The following is a 15,414-nucleotide window of genomic DNA, read 5'->3' on the forward strand; positions in this document are numbered from 1 at the left end:
AGGAAAGCGGTTAGGGCCGGATGGGCGGCCTTTGTCGCTTCATCAAAGGCCCAGGCCAAGTCTCTTGGGCGAACGTCGGCTACCACGACCCTCTCGCCCCCTATCTCGCGGCAAGGGTTGGGCGGATCAGCAAATTGAGCGTCGCGGCCGCCACTATCACGGCAGAGCACCCGAGCAGGATGCCGTGCTCGTTAGCTGGTTCAGAACTCATAGGGAGACAAGCGCGCCATCGGGCAGTGCCCGCTGAAGCTCTCGCGCAATCTCCCAAGGGGCGTTCATCCACGTCTCGATCTCTTCCGGCTCAGTCAGGATCACCGGCATGGCCTGGGAATGAACGGACTTCACCGCGGACTGACGACGGTGCAAGTGCTGAAGCTACATGTCCCCAGGGTGAACGCGGTCAGGCTCGAGTCCGTGAAGGCGGATCTGACCAGCTACGCCACAATGAACCCGAAAAGAGCGGTCTTCTCGTCGCGCCGGACGGCCGCATCCCATGGTAGTCTTGGCGGCAGGGGGCGGAGTTGCCCACTGCCGCCGTTGCTCAACCTCAGCGATACAGCCTAGTTCACGTGTAGCAAGCTCACGTGCCAGCTTCTCTAACCAAGCGGCGCCTATCGCCCTGCGGGTCCGCCTTCTGATCGCAGGCGTTCAAGCAACGCTTCGGCGGCCGGCGTCTTCACGTGACCAAATCCGCGGACTTGCAATGGCGCCTCGGCCCAAGCGATGGACTCAAGCAATGATGCGGGGCTCAGGCTTTCTGAAATCTGTTCGACGCGGGCCAGGAAGTGGTCGCGGAGCTGCCTTTCCAGCCGCCGTTCCTCGGTGCGCCCGAAGATGTCCAACGGCCCCTCTCTAAGCCCCTTGAAGCGCGCGAGAACGCCAAAGACAGGCAGTATCCATCCACCGAGGCTGATCTTCTTCGGCCGACCTGTCGTCGGATCCAGTCGTGCGAATACTGGGGGAGAAAGCAGGACTCTGAGGGACGTCCGGTTTTCAAACTCCTGATCCAGAGCCACTCGGAAACGGCCATCGGAGTACAGTCGAGCGACTTCGTACTCATCCTTGTAGGCCATCAATCGATAGGCGGAACGAGCAACGGCCCAAGCGAAAGACTCGCCGCCTTCGATGGGCGCCGCGGCCGCGAGAACTCGAGCCATCAAAGATAGGTATTTTTCAGCATAGCGCGCGTTCCAATAGGCCGCGAGATCCCCACCGCGCGCCTGTATGAACTCGGACAGGGTCGGCGCAGCCGGTGGCACGGCGGCCTCCTGGTCGGCAATCATTCGACCCGCATGGAAGGCCCGAAGATTAGACGCCGCCGCCCGCCCGTTGAGCCGTATCGCCTCTTCTATCGACGCCTGCTTCAGAGGGATGGCCCCCTTTTGCCAAGCATAGCCCAGCAAGAGAATATTAGCCCCGATCGAGTCCCCGAGCAGGCTTTCCGCGAGGGATGTCGCGGCTAGGAGGTCTGGCTCCGCGCCGGCCATGGCCGCCAGCTTGTCGCGCAAGGCCTGGCCTGGAACCTGTAGATCTCGATTGAGCTGAAAGTCCGCGGTGGCGGCGGTCTCGCTGTTACCCACGACGCAGGTTCGGCCGGGTAGGGCGGTGTCGGCGGACTCGGATTGGACCGCCGCTATGAGGTCGCAGGCTAGGATGAGATCGGCTTCGCCAACGCCGATCCGCGCGGGCACGATGGCGTCTGCCCCAGGGCGTAGCCGGATATGACTGAATACGGCGCCGCCCTTCTGGCTGAGGCCCGTCATGTCATAGAGACTCACGCCAAGACCCTCGATCCGGCCCGCCATGCCGATGATCGCGCTTGCCGTGATGACCCCCGTGCCGCCGACGCCGGCGATCAGCATGTCAAAGCCTTCGCCGATGTGTCGAAGCGTAGGGGAGGGCAGCTCGGGTGAAGCGCCTGGAGTTGCGCTCCTGCGAACGCGCGCGCCTTCAACCACGACGAAGGATGGGCAGAATCCCTTGATGCAAGAAAAGTCCTTGTTGCAGGCAGACTGATCGATGCGCCGCTTGCGACCAAGTTCGGTTTCAAGCGGTTGGACCGCGAGGCAGTTGGATTGCACAGAACAGTCGCCGCAACCTTCACAGACGGCGGCGTTTATGAATATCCGCCGATCCGGATCAGGGTAGGCATCAATCTTGCGTCGGCGGCGTTTTTCCGCAGCGCAGACCTGATCGTAGATGATGACGCTGACGCCGGTCTGCGCGCGCATCGCCTCCTGGACCGCCGACATGTCGTCGCGGCGCCGAAGCTCAGTCCCTGCAGGCAAGGGATCGGCGGCGAAGCGGCCCGGATCTTCGGCCACGACGATGACCCGCGCCACACCCTCTGCGACAACCTGCTGGACGATCCGTCCAACCGTCAGTTCGCCCTCCACGGGTTGGCCCCCCGTCATCGCTACGGCGTCGTTGAACAGGATTTTATAGGTGATGTTCACGCCGGCGTTCACCGCTGCGCGGATCGCCAGAGACCCAGAGTGGCTATAGGTGCCGTCTCCCAGATTCTGGAAAATATGGGGTGTTTCCGTATAGGGCGACAGTCCGATCCAGTTGGCGCCTTCGGCGCCCATGTGTCCCATCGGAATCGGGTTTCGGTCAGCATGGAAGAGCACCATGCCGTGGCAGCCGATGCCCGTCGCGCCGAAGGAGCCGTCAGGCACCTTCGTGGACAGATTGTGCGGACAACCAGGGCAGAAGGCTGGTCTGCGCACCGCCACGGGGGGGGGCGAAGACCTAATCGGCAGTTTGACGCTGCGTTCGCTGGGAATCTCGTCGAAATCAACCACAACGTGACGAATCTCTGGAATCGTCGCCTTCAACCGCGTCGCCAGATGGGCGACGATGGTCGCGGCATCAAGCGGCGCGTCCGCAGGGAGGAGGGGGGAGCCGTCTATGTCGGTCTTTCCAGTCAAGCGCGGCCGTAGGTCGTAGTTGTAAAGCAGCGCGCGGGCCTGGACCTCGGCGTGAGCACGCTTTTCCTCAACGAAGAAAATCTCGGTTGCTGTTTCCGACAGCGCTTCGAGCGCTGTCGGCTCCAGAGGAAAAATCAGCGCGATCTTGTACACGCCTATGCCGAGTTGCTGGGCGAGCTCTTCGGAAATTCCAAGCATAGCCAGGGCGGCCAGCACGTCGGCATAGGCTTTTCCGGCTGTCGCGATGACAAACCGGGGCCTTGTGGACCCGAATCTGATGCGGTCGAGGCTGTTCGCCCTTGCAAAGGCTTGTGCGCGCGGCAGCTTGCGCCGCACCAGACGCGCCTCCTGCGCCTGCATCGCACGCACTTCGGGACGGATATGGACGTCTTCGTCTGAGGCAACGTCCGGCAGGACGAAGCCGGGCGGGTCGGAGAACTGGACTGTCTCGGTCGCTTCGGCCGTCTCATTGACCAGCTTGAGTCCGACCATGGCGCCCGAGAAACGCGACATCGCGAAAGCGGCGAGACCATATTCCAGGATTTCCGAAACGGAACTGGGATACAGAATCGGAACGTCCCAACTGGCTAGGGTGAGATCGCTCTGGTGCGCTGTGGTGGACGATTTTCCAGCATGGTCGTCGCCGAACGCCAGCACGATGCCGCCAGAGGGCGATACGCCCGCCAGGTTGGCGTGTTTGATGGCGTCGCCCGAACGGTCGACGCCGGGCCCCTTTCCATACCAAAGGCCAAAAACCCCATCGACCTTGCGTCCCGGAAGGAAGCCGACTTGCTGGGTGCCGGCGATTGCTGTCAGGGCGAGATCTTCGTTGAGGCCGGGCTGGAAGATGATCCCGTTCGCTTCGAGCGCCGTCCTCTCCTTCCACAACTCCGCGTCAAATCCTCCAAGAGGCGAGCCTCGATATCCGCTGATGAAGCCGGATGTATTCAGATTTGAGCGGCGGTCGAGCGAGCGCTGCATGAGCATCAGACGAACGAGAGCCTGACGGCCGTTGACGAGCGCGCGGGCGCCATCAAGATCGTATTTGTCGTTTAGGGAGACGGCGTTGGGCATTATGAACGCCTATCGTCCGATCAATTCACGAGCCATGACCTCGGCTGTGGCTTCGGGCGGCCGCCCTTCGGCGGTCGACCGTTCAAATACCTCCGTCAGTCGCTCCCGGATCGCCGCCAGACCTTCCTCCAGCGGCGCGAAATTCGCCTTGGCGCGACCCGGCATTCGGCTGGTGGCTGCGGCGCCGCTGATGATGCCGCCAGCGTTGATCACATAGTCCGGGGCGAACAGGATGCCTCGGGCGGCCAGGGCGATGCCGGCGGCCGGTGTCGTGAGTTGATTATTCGCCGAGCCTGCGACCGCCCGGGCGCGGACTTCGGCGGCGGTCCTTTCCGAAATGACGCCTCCCAGGGCGCAGGGCGCGTAGATGTCGACCTCGGCCTCGTGAATCCGTTCCGTGGGGCATTCAACCGCACCGAACTGCGCCCTGGCCCGCTCGACCTGTTCGGCGCGTACATCAGCGACAACCAGTTTGGCTCCGGCTGCGTCAAGTCGCTCGGCGATCCCCCAGCCCACGGCGCCGAGGCCCTGGATGGCGACCTTCAAGCCCGAGAAGCTGTCGCGGTCGAACTGATGTTCAAGGACGGCCCGCAGGCCATGGATGACGCCCGTAGCGGTGTGAACGGCGGGATCGCCCGCGCCGGTCGATGTGCCCCCGACATAGGGCGTGACTTCGTTGATCGTCTCAATATCCGCCACGCTCATGCCGACGTCCTCGCCCGTCGCATAGGTTTGGCCGATCCTGTCGATGTAGCGTCCGAAGGCGTGGAGCAGGTCTCGGGACTTGAGCTGGGCGGGGTCGCCGATGATGACGGACTTCCCCCCTCCGACGGGAAGACCAGCGAGGGCGGATTTGTACGACATCGCGCGGGACAGGCGCAGGGCGTCGTCAAGGGCCAGATCGTCGCTGTCATAGGGTTTGAACCGGGTGCCGCCGGCGGCCGGCCCACGCGCCGTGGAGTGGATGGCGACAATGGCCCGCAGTCCCGTTTCAGCGTGTGAGAAAAAGCAGACCTGTTCGTGATCGTCGAATTCCGCAGACGCCCAAATGTTCATGTCGCTCTCCAAATTGCTGCGCGAGCTTGCGCTCGACAGGGTCTGAAAGGAAAGCATTTTTTCCTAAATAGAAAATATTTCGACAACGGCGCCCTTTGTCGGCACGTTGAGTTTTTAATATAATTGATAAATTACAAATATATAACTGCGACTGGTCTGGTCTTACGCGCTAGGCGCGTGACCGGACCGCTTGCAAATGAAGAAAATTGTTTCTTTAACTTCTACCGAAAAGAAAATGCTGAAGCGCGTGAGCCCGGCTCACATAATCGAGGGACGCGGCGGATGGCTTCTAAAGCGGATTGGTTTCAACGCATTCTGTTGCCCGGCCTGGCCTTCAAGGCTGTCGTCATCGGCGGGGGCTACGCGACGGGCCGGGAGCTTGCCGCTTTTTTCCTCCCGAGCGGACCCCAGGGTGGAATCTATGCAATTCTGCTCTCCACAGTGATCTGGAGCATCGTCTGCTCAGCGACGTTTCTATTCGCGCTCAAGACACGGAGCCTAGATTACAAGACCTTCTTCCAGAACCTTCTCGGCCCGTTCTGGCCTGTCTATGAGGTCGCCTACATTCTAGCCCTCATCGTCATTGTCGCAGTCTTCGCTGCGGCCGCGGGCGCCGTAGGCAGCGCCATCCTGGGGTGGCCGCCCATTGCCGGCGCTCTTGCGTTGATGGCTCTGATCGCCGTTGCCGCCGCCTGGGGCAATGAGTCCGTCGAGCGCCTGTTCAAATATGTGTCGGTCCTGCTGTACGGCACCTATGCGGCGTTCGTCGTTCTCGCCTTCACCCGCTTCGGCGATCGCATCCTGACCGCATTCTCCACGCCTGTGCCGACCAGCGGCTGGGCCGTGGGTGGTTTGACGTACGCGGGCTACAACATCATCGGGGCCATCGTGATCCTGCCTGTCATCCGTCACCTGACTTCCTCTAGAGAGGCCGTTCTAGCGGGTGCTCTCGCGGGTCCGCTCGCTATGATCCCGGCCCTGCTCTTCTTCATCTGCATGGCAGGTTTCTACCCGTCTATTCAGGCCGAACTGCTGCCATCCGATTTCCTGCTGGCGCAACTCGAGATGCCGGCCTTCAGGATCCTGTTCCAGGGCATGATCTTCGCCGCCTTGCTGGAAAGCGGGACGGGGGGCGTGCACGCCATCAATGAGCGCATCGCTCATGCGTATGAGCGGAAGCACGCGAAGACCTTCACGAAAACAGCTCGGTTTGCGGTGACGGTCGCCCTGTTGGCCGCCTCGGTTTTCCTGGCTGACCGGATCGGGCTCGTCGCGCTCATTGCCGACGGATACCGTTGGCTGGCCTATGTCTTTCTTCTGATTTACGTCCTGCCGCTGATGACGTGGGGCCTGTGGAAACTCACGCGGAGAACCGGTTCACGCGAGGCTAAAGCGGCGTGATCGAGCGCGCGCCGTTGCTGGCCTCATCACGTCAACGTGGAAGAGCGCAGCGTGAACCCGGCCTACTCCGTGCGGCTGGGGGCGTGATCAGGTCGACCCGCCTTGGGCTTCTTCTGCGCCTTAAGAGGTGTGTCGGGATTCCCCTCGATCAGGGACAAGGCTTCGGTTTCCGACGTGGAAAATACAGTTAGGATCCTGCAGGGTCCATCGCCCATGGCGACGTAGGCATGACCCATGCTGCTGTCGAAGTAGATGGAGTCGCCTTGGGACAGGTAGGCTGGCGTATAGGTGTCTGAATAGAAGGCGAGCTCCCCCTCGATTACGAAGACATATTCTTCTCCGCTGTGGCGATGGAAGCTTCCAAATTCTTCCAGGCTTCTGGCGTGAATCTCTGCAACGATGGGTGTCAGAGTCTTGTTGAGCAGGTCATAGGCCTGATAGGCGAAACGGCCATTCGCAGCCTCTACAGTTCGTCCTTCGCCTGCCCGCGTTATGCTTCGCCTGCGGCTGGTTTCTCCGGAGTCGGACTGGTTTTTCGGCGTGCCGAAAAAATCGGCGATATTGATCTCGAACGCCACAGCGATACGAAGAAGCTTATCGATCGTAACTTCCATCTTGCCGTTTTCGATCTTCGACAAGGTCGATATTGGAAAGCCCGTCTTCTGGCTCAACTCCGCGAGCGTCCAGTTCCGTTCCGAACGAAGTCTTTTCAGCGCAGCGCCCGGCTTGACCAGGACGCCTGGCCCCGCCGCATGATCCGCCATCATCACTCCTGTCATAAACCGTCGCGCCGCTTCGATTGGGGCGTGCTCCTATTTCAGCATAGCGAAAATTTCTATATGAGAAAATGGAGTGCGCGATCTGCCGCTCACCGCCGAGGAGCCCGCGCAGCGTCGGCGATCAGGCTATCAATCACCTGATCGAACACCGACAGGGGCGGAGCACCTACCGCCAGACCGGCCCGATGGAAGTCGCGAATGTCGAATGCGGAGCCCAGAGCGGTCCTGGCGCGTTCCCGGAGTGCGAGCCAGCGCGCCTTTCCGACCATGTAGCTGCAGGCCTGGCCTGGCCATACGCAGTAGCGCTCCACTTCATTGACAGCCAGTCCGCGTGGCGTCGCGGCGTGCTCGATCATCCATTCGACAGCCTGATCACGCGACCAGCGCCGGTTGTGCACGCCGGTGTCGGCGACGAGCCGTCCGGCGCGCAGCAGCGCGCCCCAGACATAGCCGATCCGGCCTGACGGGTCGTCGTCGTACATCCCCAGTTCATCCGCCAACTGCTCGGCGTAAAGCGCCCATCCTTCACCGTAGCCGGTGGACCATTGCAGCTTGCGGATTAGGGGAAGGGGAGGGCCTTCCAAGAGCATCGCCTGTTGCAGGTGGTGTCCCGGGACGGCCTCATGAAAGGTGGTCGTGGTGATCATCCAACTGGGGATTTCCGCCGTGTCCCGCAGGTTGATGTAAAAGGCGCCAGGCCGCGCGCCGTCCAATGAGGGGTCTTCATAATAGGCGAACGGGGCGCCGCTTTCCCGAAATGCGGGGACCGGGCGGATTTCGACGGGAACCTCCGGCAATGTCCAGAACATGGAAGGCAGCCTGCGTGCCATCTCCGCGAGCTTCGCCGCCTGATCCTGGAGCAGGCGTGATTTTCCGGCCGCGTCATTGGGATAAAGATATTGCGGATCAGACTGGAAGGCGCCGACGCGCGCGGCGAGGGGGCCTGCGGGGTAGCTCGCCGCATCAAGCATCCCATCCAGCCTCGCCCCGAGTTCCGCCACAAGACCAAGGCCCAACTCGTGCAGGGCTTCAGGCCCGTCAGTCGCGCCCGTGGCGCTGGCCAAAGCGGCGCTGTAATAGGCCTCGCCTTCGGGAAGCCGCCAGACCCCGGATTCTTCGTAGGCTTCGGGCCGCAAGACCTCAAGCGTCTCCACCTGGGACTGCAACGCCGGAACGATCACTTGGGTCAGGATGTCCGCGGCGGCTTCGGCGTATCGACCGCCCAACCCCGCCTCGGCGCTCTTGCGCGCCAAAGACGCGACCAGGGTCGATGTTTCAGGAGATTGATCCCGCAGCGCCCTGAGCTGGGTCAGGGTTCGATCAAGGATGAAGCTCGGCGGCGCAACGCCCGCCCGCGCGTCGTGTCGTATGCCCTGGTTCTCGTTGCCGACCTCGCGTGCAAAGCCCTCCAGCCGGGCCAGGTAGGCTTCGGCGTCCTCGCCGTTGAAGACGCGGTGCTTGCTGTCGAGGAAGTCCGGGACCGAAGTATAGGCTCCGGTGAGATGGCTCACGACATAGGGCTGCGGATCGACTGCGGCCCCATAGCCGAAGTGAGCGCCGATCGCATCCTGGGCTATGAGTGTGGCGCGGACGGCGGCGAGGTTCACCCGGTCGCGCGCGGACAGGGCCTGCGGCTGAAAGCCTTCCAGCGATGTGAGGTGACGGCGTATGCGGCGCTTCTGTTCGGCGCGGGCGGCGATCGACCGGTCGTCGAGCAGGCCCGCCTGATGAGCGCGACGCCGCGTATCCAGCCCGAGGCTCGTGACGAGTTCAGGAGAGACGTCCAGCATATCGTCAGCGATCGCATCCAGCGTCGCAGTCAGCCCCGCAGGGTCTGTGGCGGAGCCCGAGCCGTCGGCTTTGGCGGCTAAGGTCGGCAGGCAGGCCGTCGCCGCCAGACCGGCCAGCACGTCTCGCCGCGCAGGGTGCGCCCTCATTCGCCGACACCGGGTTTGTCTTCGGGCGCGACATCGCCCGCCCGTTCGGCGATCGGCCGGATGTCGCGAACCAGATGCATGAAGACTTTGCCCGGCTGCTCGAACTGCATCATGTGGGCTGAGTGTTCGAACCAGAAGATCTGCTTTTGCGGCGCGCTGACGGTTTCGAGCCAGGCGGCCGAGATCGATGAGGGCGTCGCATAGTCGTGTCGGCCGTTGAAGAGGAAGATCGGGCAATCGAGTCGTCTCACGTCGCCGAAATCCAGTCGGGTGAGGCCGGGAAGCAGTTGGACCAGCGACGCGCCGACATATTGATCCGCAGCGAGATCCGCATCGGTGTATTCGGGCGACAGCAACCTGGCGTTTTGCTCATAGGTGAAATCGGAGCGGCCCCAGGTGAGGCCGCCGTAGCCGATAACCCATTTGCGCTGGGCCAGGATCTGCTCGAATGTCACAGCGCCGTCGGCGGCCGGATAGGGCGCGATCGCGGCTAGCTCCGAGAGGGCCTGGGCGTCCTCGCGTCGACGGGCTTCGCCTTGAGCGAAGGCGTAGCCGATGCGCTCGTTCTCCTGGCCGTTGATCACCTGGCCCATCCCGATATAGGCGTGCAGCCATTCGGGGTGACGTTGGGCGATGCTCAGCCCGATGACGGTCCCCCAGGAGTGGCCGAGAACGAAGATCTTGTCCTTGCTGAACGTCTCCCGAAGCAGGGCGACCAGTTCCTCGCCGTCGGCGGTCATTTGCTCGATGGTGATGGTGGGGGTGACAAGCGCGGGATCATTCGCCGCCGCCGTCTTGCCGGCGCCGCGCTGGTCCCATTGGACCACGGTGAAATAGTCCTCCCATGGGCTTTGATACAGCCAACTCGCGGGCATCTCCGCAGAGGCCGGGCCGCCGTGAATGAACAGCAGGATAGGATTGCGACGGTCGCGTCCCCGGATCGAGATCCACTGCTTGATCCCCCCGATTTCGACCTCCCGCAGTTCTTCGACGCCGCGAGGCTGTTGGATAGCGCGCGCTTCACGAATGACGGCGCGCGGGGAGGGGGCGGCCGCGATCGCTCCGTCGGGGGCCTCCTCCTGATAGGCGGCGGCCGGTCCCGCGGCCATGAGGCACAGAAGGGCGGCGATGGGCCAGGCGGGGACTTTTGACATGGCTGTTTCCTGAGGACTTCTGGGACCGACGGGCCGGAAGAGGGGGGCGTTCGAGGCGTTAGAACCGACGTGACAGGGAGACGCCCACCGTCCGGGGGACGTTGATGGTGTAGCGGTCGAAGACGATCGGGCTTCCATCGCGCACTCCGGCGACCTGGTTCCGGCTCAACTCGGCCCGTTCATCCGCCAGATTGGTCACGAAAATCGCTCCCTCGAACCCGCCCATCTCCAGTCCCACGCGCAGGTTGACGAGCGTGTAGGCTTTCAACGGCAATGAGGCGGCGCCCAGAGAACTGACCCGGTCGCCGACATACTGAAGGTCGCCACGAAGATAGACATAGCCGTCGCCGAAGACGGCGGCTCCCCATTCCGCATTGGCGGCGGCGTTCCATCGCGCTACGTCCGGCAGACGATCGCCATCGGCGGCGACGTCCATGACGCCGGGCGTCAGGTTATCGAGCTGCGCGTTTGTGAAGGTGACCTGGCCCCCCAGGCGGAGATGTTCGCTGACACGACCGGACGCTTCGATCTCGAATCCTGACGTCGTGGCGTCGCCGGCGTTCATGAAGCCGTTGAAGCCGTCTCCACGGCTGACATTCAACTGGATGTCCGTCCAGTCGATGTAGAAGGCTGCGGCGGTGATGTTGAGGCGGCGGTCCAGCAGGTCCAGCTTTGCTCCGGCCTCGTAGTTCCAAAGCGTGTCGGACCCGAATGTGTCGCCGACGGACACTGTGCAGCCGACCCCGCACGGGGGTAGGCCCGGATTGATCCCGCCGATCCGAAACCCCTTGGCCGCCTGAACGTAGACTAGGCTGTTTTCGTTCGGGTTGAAGGACAGGTTGAACTTGGGCGTGGTCGACGTCTCGTCGAAGTCGCCCGGAATCTCCGATCGGCCGCCGAGCGCAGGACCATCCCTGACTGCGAGGGTGCCGCGGCTTGTTTTTGAAACGCGCAGACCGACGGTGGCTGTCAGGGCGGCGCTAAGGTTATAGCTGACTTCACCAAACCCGGCGATTTGCTCGGTGTTTAGCCGCGTGTCGGCGTAGTAGAGGTTGCCTCCAGGCGTCGCCGCAGGGGGCGTGCCCAGAATGTTGATCGTCTGATTGAAGCCGTCGTCCCGGTTCAGGTAGAAGGCGCCGGCCACCCACTGGAGACGACCTTCCCCATTCGACGCGAGCCGCAACTCCTGCGAGGTGGTGGCCGCCTCATAGGTCAATGGCGAGTATCCCCGTGGAATGCCGAAACCGGCCTCGAGGAAGTAATCGATGTCGTTCTCGAAGCGGCGCCGGCGATCGAAATGAGACGTCGAGGACGTCAGCTTGGCGAAGCCGAGGTTCCAATCGACCTTGAGATTGACGATGCTGTGCTGGTCGATCGACGGCTCGGGAGCGCTCTGGTCGATCACGAGATCCGGGAAATGATCGGTGACCCGGTTGTAGGCGCCTATGTCGCTGCGTTGATAGAGCCCGGTGAGCACGACATTTAACGCTTCCGTCGGCTGGAACCGCAGGGCGAGTCGACCGCCGTAGGTGTCTTCGTCGTTGATGTCGCGCGCCCCGGAAAAGCCGTTGTCGAGGAACCCGTCGTTGTGAAGCGTGTAGGCGACGGCGCGAAGCGCAAGCTTGTCGTTGATCGGCAGGTTTACCCACCCATTGACGGCCCCGTTCGAGCCGCCTTCGTGCGTGCTGGACCCGAGCGCTTGAACATAGCCGCCGAAGCCGTTGAAGTCCGGCTGCTTGGTCAGCACCCGCACCGTGCCGCCCAGGGAGCCGCTGCCGTAAAGAGAGCCCTGCGGCCCCCGCAGTACTTCGATGTGGTCAATGTCGTAAAGCTTGAGATCGGGTTGGGACGACCCCTCCGTGACGGGGGTTTCGTCGATATAGACCCCGACGGTCGATTCCTTGCCTGTATCGACATCGCCCCCCGTTGAGACGCCGCGAATGAAAATCTGCGACCGCCCCGGGCCGGCGTCGATGAAGGACACGCCCGCGACCGTTCTGCCGTAGTCAGCGAAGTTCACGGCCCCCTGCCGCTCCAGGTCGGCGCCGCTGATCGCCTGGATGCTCAGAGGCACGTCGGAGAGGCGAAGGCTTCTCCGCGTCGCCGTGACGATGATTTCATCGAGCACCGAAGCGTCCTGCGCCGGCGCTTGAGCCTGCGTTGGCGCCTGAGCCTGGGCAGGCCCAGCGAATGCGGCCGCGCAACACGAGGTGAGCCAGATGGTGTACGCCGCCTTCAGATAAGTTGGCCTTTTTCCGGTAACCGTCATGCGTTCTCTCCCCAGACGCTGAAGCGTAGATATGGTAAAGTTTTTCATTAATTGAAAACTCTTTCCATAATGGATAGATGGGGGCGAGTTTGTGAAAAAGTCAAATGGATACGGAGGTGGTGCTCGACCTGCATCATGTTGGCCTAGCGCCCCACATTCGGAGAACATGCTCTTGCTCTTCCATTGGTTAGCTGGCCCAGCTTGTCACATCCGAGTTCGACAAGCGTATGCGCCCGAACGCGAACGGCGAGGAAGTGATCGGCTAGCGCAACGATCGCGCATGCTTCGACGATCTGACTAGACGGGCTTACGCTGGGGCCGAGGCTGTCCAAATGGCAGTGTCTAAACTGAACGTGAAGGTGCTGTGGGTGATTCTGTGTTTGCGGAGACTGACATCGTCCGCATGGCTGTTCTCTGAACCCGCCCGCCTGGGTAATAGTTTTCATTTCATCCTGGGGGGCGCGCCCGACAGGATTCCTCTGGTGGCTAACTTTGTTGTCCATGCCGCACTCCTGATTTGGAGCGTCCAGCCATCGTCATCGAGACGACTCAGGTCAACGCTGCGATAGGCGATAGGCGATAGGCGATAGGCGATAGGCGATAGGCGATAGGCGATAGGCGATATGCGATAGGCGATAGGCGATAGCTACGGCTAAGGACCGTATTTGTCGGCGGTCGATCAGGGATTTGGGGAGCAAGCGATGAGGCGGTTAGCGCATGTGATCAAGGCGACCGAAGTCACTGCCGTAGAGCGGCGACTGGAAAACGCGCTGGAAGCTGCCGGTTTTAATGCTGGGCGGCTCAACCTTACGCCGCTCGCCCAGCAGGTCGCCGCCGAGGAGGCGAGGCAGCTGCTCGTGGGCATCAATATCCAGCCGGTTGAGGCTCCCTTCTTCGGACGGGGCGACGGTGGCGTGGAAGTGCGGTTCGTATTCGGAACGGAAACCGATCACGTGATGGCGAAAACGGTTCTGGCTTAAGCCGCCACGCTTTCCTGACGGTCCTCTTCCACCGTCTTCAGCGTGCGGGCGATGGTCGTCACCGTGGTCGTGGACGCACGATGGAGGCGGGCGGTAGCGCGGATGCCCGTCCCGTCCAGCAACGATTTCCTGATCGCTTCCACACGGTCCTGCGGCATCGGTTTACGACCGCTCTTCTTGGTCGTTCGGCGCAGCCCAGCCATGATGCGCTCACGGATCATGGCCCGCTCGAACTCGGCGAAGACGCCCAACATCTGGAACATCATCCGGCCACTGGGCGTCGAAGTGTCGAGGCCCTGCTGGTGGAGATAGAGGTCCACAGACTTGGACTGGATGTCGTTCAGGAAAGCCACGAGATCAGGCAGGCTGCGGCCAAGGCGGTCCACGCTCCACGCCATGATCTGCTCGAAGTCCTTGCGGGCCACGCCTTTGAGCAGAGCGTCGTAGCCGGGGCGCCGGTCGCGTCCTTGAACGCCGCTGATGCCTTCGTCGGTGAAGGTAGCGACAACTTCCCAGCCTTGTCGTTCGGCAACGGCCAGCAGGTCGCGAAGCTGGTTCTCGACGGTCTGGTTCTTATCCGCCGTGGAAACACGAGCATAGATCGCCACACGCTTGGTCAGAGCCGCTCTCCTATTGCCGTTACGAGAACGCTTATGGTCTCATGGATCGGCGAGGCGCACGAGATCGGACAGTAGCGGCGCCGCGCGTAGGGCGACCTTCATCGTTATTCTCGTTTGTCAGCGGGCTGCGCGTGGCTCATGGATCGGACGAGCAGTAGGCTTCCGAGAGGATATGGAGCGGAATGGTCGAACCGGAACGCCATCCAATGGCTGCGGAACTGATAGCTGCTGTGGGAGAGGTGATGTTGAGGTGGGGGCGCCTCGAAGCAGAAATGATGCGAAGGCTGGAAGGGAGTGAGCACAACCTTTCCCCTCGCGCTCCGACGATCCAGCTATGGCGCGTCGTGAGCGGGCAGTCCGGATCGGACCTTGCGGTTTGGAATGAGGAGATCGAATGGGCAGCCCATGTCAGAAACTTGCTGGCGCACGGGTTTGTCGGCGGCGTCTGCGAACCGATAGATGGCCATCCGGCAGTGATCTGCCGACACCCAGACGGCGAACACCGTCGCCTGACTCATGACACGCTCAAAGTTGCGGCGGAGAGACTCGATCTGCTTCAACTTCGCCTTCGCCAAGAGACAGATGCCTTGCGCCGATCCCCTCGAAAAATTTGACTACCAAGAACGGGGAGAAGTTCAGACCGGTGCCGGTCGTTAGGAAGGCGGCATCTCGTCCAGCGGGAGGATGAACATCTGACTATAGCCGAGGCCGCCATCGCTGATGGGAAAGGCCACAAAATCCTCGCCTGCGTCATCGGTGGCTTGGCGCACGACGATATTGAACTCGGCGGCAAACTCAGGACTGCCGATCAGCAGGAAGCCATCGTCGTCCTGCCGAACTTGGTAGGCGGCTGACGCTTCCAACAGACTGTCGAGAAATCGCCCCATAGGCGAATATGAACATCGCTCGACGAACACTTCAAGCTACGCCGTGGGCAAACACGGCCAAGGCGTCGTCGCTTAGGTAGAACTACCTAAGTGTTTTTCCCCGGTGGCCGTCAGAAAGCGCGGTTCGATCAGATCGGAGCCGTTACTGAAGGTTTTGCGGCATTGGCCTTATGCGCAGCATCGGCGCCCCAGCGGTATCCGACGAACAAGCCGACGAAGAGGATGAAGATCATCGCGGCGGCGATGGCCAACGCTTTCAAGGTCGCTCTGTCGGTCGTGTCGGTCATGATCGGTCCTCTCATTCTCAAATCATAGAGATTGGCATTC

At 62.0% G+C, this 15,414-nt stretch carries 12 protein-coding genes; 3 read left to right on the plus strand and 9 right to left on the minus strand.

The window, feature by feature from the left end; all coding sequences use genetic code 11:
• Positions 1–611 precede the first annotated feature (611 nt).
• On the minus strand, positions 612–4,004 hold the full coding sequence (locus RSD66_RS04135) for an indolepyruvate ferredoxin oxidoreductase family protein (RefSeq protein ID WP_415289103.1): 3,393 nt from the start codon (positions 4,002–4,004) through the stop codon (positions 612–614).
• Positions 4,005–4,013: 9 nt separating this feature from the next.
• The gene (locus RSD66_RS04140) at positions 4,014–5,060 is read right to left on the minus strand and encodes a Leu/Phe/Val dehydrogenase (RefSeq protein ID WP_415289104.1); all 1,047 of its coding nucleotides are present in this window, start codon (positions 5,058–5,060) and stop codon (positions 4,014–4,016) included.
• 177 nt (positions 5,061–5,237) lie between these two features.
• Between RSD66_RS04140 and RSD66_RS04145 the strand changes: the two genes are divergently transcribed.
• The gene (locus RSD66_RS04145; protein WP_415289105.1) at positions 5,238–6,461 is read left to right on the plus strand and encodes a hypothetical protein; all 1,224 of its coding nucleotides are present in this window, start codon (positions 5,238–5,240) and stop codon (positions 6,459–6,461) included.
• A 62-nt stretch (positions 6,462–6,523) separates the two neighbouring features.
• On the opposite strand, the gene RSD66_RS04150 is transcribed toward RSD66_RS04145, so the two are convergent.
• From RSD66_RS04150 to RSD66_RS04165, 4 genes are all read right to left on the minus strand, one after another.
• Entirely contained in the window at positions 6,524–7,228 is a 705-nt protein-coding gene (locus tag RSD66_RS04150) for a helix-turn-helix domain-containing protein (RefSeq protein ID WP_415289106.1), read from the minus strand.
• 101 nt (positions 7,229–7,329) lie between these two features.
• A complete protein-coding gene (locus RSD66_RS04155) occupies positions 7,330–9,150 on the minus strand; it encodes a DUF885 domain-containing protein (RefSeq protein ID WP_415289107.1) in 1,821 nt (606 codons plus the stop codon).
• Between the two features lie 23 nt (positions 9,151–9,173).
• Positions 9,174–10,286 carry an alpha/beta fold hydrolase gene (locus RSD66_RS04160; RefSeq protein WP_415289108.1) on the minus strand — a complete coding sequence of 371 codons (1,113 nt, stop codon included), beginning with the start codon at positions 10,284–10,286 and terminating at the stop codon, positions 9,174–9,176.
• 103 nt (positions 10,287–10,389) lie between these two features.
• Positions 10,390–12,600: a TonB-dependent receptor gene (locus RSD66_RS04165; RefSeq protein WP_415289109.1), complete on the minus strand. Its 2,211-nt coding sequence runs from the start codon at positions 12,598–12,600 to the stop codon at positions 10,390–10,392.
• Between the two features lie 665 nt (positions 12,601–13,265).
• Here RSD66_RS04165 and RSD66_RS04170 point away from each other — a divergent pair.
• Positions 13,266–13,580 carry a hypothetical protein gene (locus RSD66_RS04170; RefSeq protein ID WP_415289110.1) on the plus strand — a complete coding sequence of 105 codons (315 nt, stop codon included), beginning with the start codon at positions 13,266–13,268 and terminating at the stop codon, positions 13,578–13,580.
• Here RSD66_RS04170 and RSD66_RS04175 read toward each other — a convergent pair.
• Positions 13,577–14,188, minus strand: coding sequence for a recombinase family protein (locus tag RSD66_RS04175; protein WP_415289111.1), 612 nt, complete (start codon positions 14,186–14,188; stop codon positions 13,577–13,579). The genes RSD66_RS04170 and RSD66_RS04175 overlap by 4 nt on opposite strands.
• Positions 14,189–14,382: 194 nt before the next feature.
• On the opposite strand from RSD66_RS04175, the gene RSD66_RS04180 reads away from it, so the two are divergent.
• Entirely contained in the window at positions 14,383–14,814 is a 432-nt protein-coding gene (locus RSD66_RS04180) for a hypothetical protein (RefSeq protein ID WP_415289112.1), read from the plus strand.
• A gap of 39 nt (positions 14,815–14,853) precedes the next feature.
• Here the strand turns inward: RSD66_RS04180 and RSD66_RS04185 are convergent, their stop codons facing one another.
• Both RSD66_RS04185 and RSD66_RS04190 read right to left on the minus strand, forming a co-directional pair.
• Entirely contained in the window at positions 14,854–15,087 is a 234-nt protein-coding gene (locus RSD66_RS04185; RefSeq protein WP_415289113.1) for a hypothetical protein, read from the minus strand.
• Between the two features lie 128 nt (positions 15,088–15,215).
• Positions 15,216–15,374, minus strand: coding sequence for a hypothetical protein (locus RSD66_RS04190; RefSeq protein ID WP_415289114.1), 159 nt, complete (start codon positions 15,372–15,374; stop codon positions 15,216–15,218).
• Between the last annotated feature and the right edge of the window lie 40 nt (positions 15,375–15,414).

The sequence above is a fragment of the Brevundimonas sp. S1H14 genome, assembly GCF_047716865.1.
In the GTDB taxonomy this organism is placed as follows: domain Bacteria; phylum Pseudomonadota; class Alphaproteobacteria; order Caulobacterales; family Caulobacteraceae; genus Brevundimonas; species Brevundimonas naejangsanensis.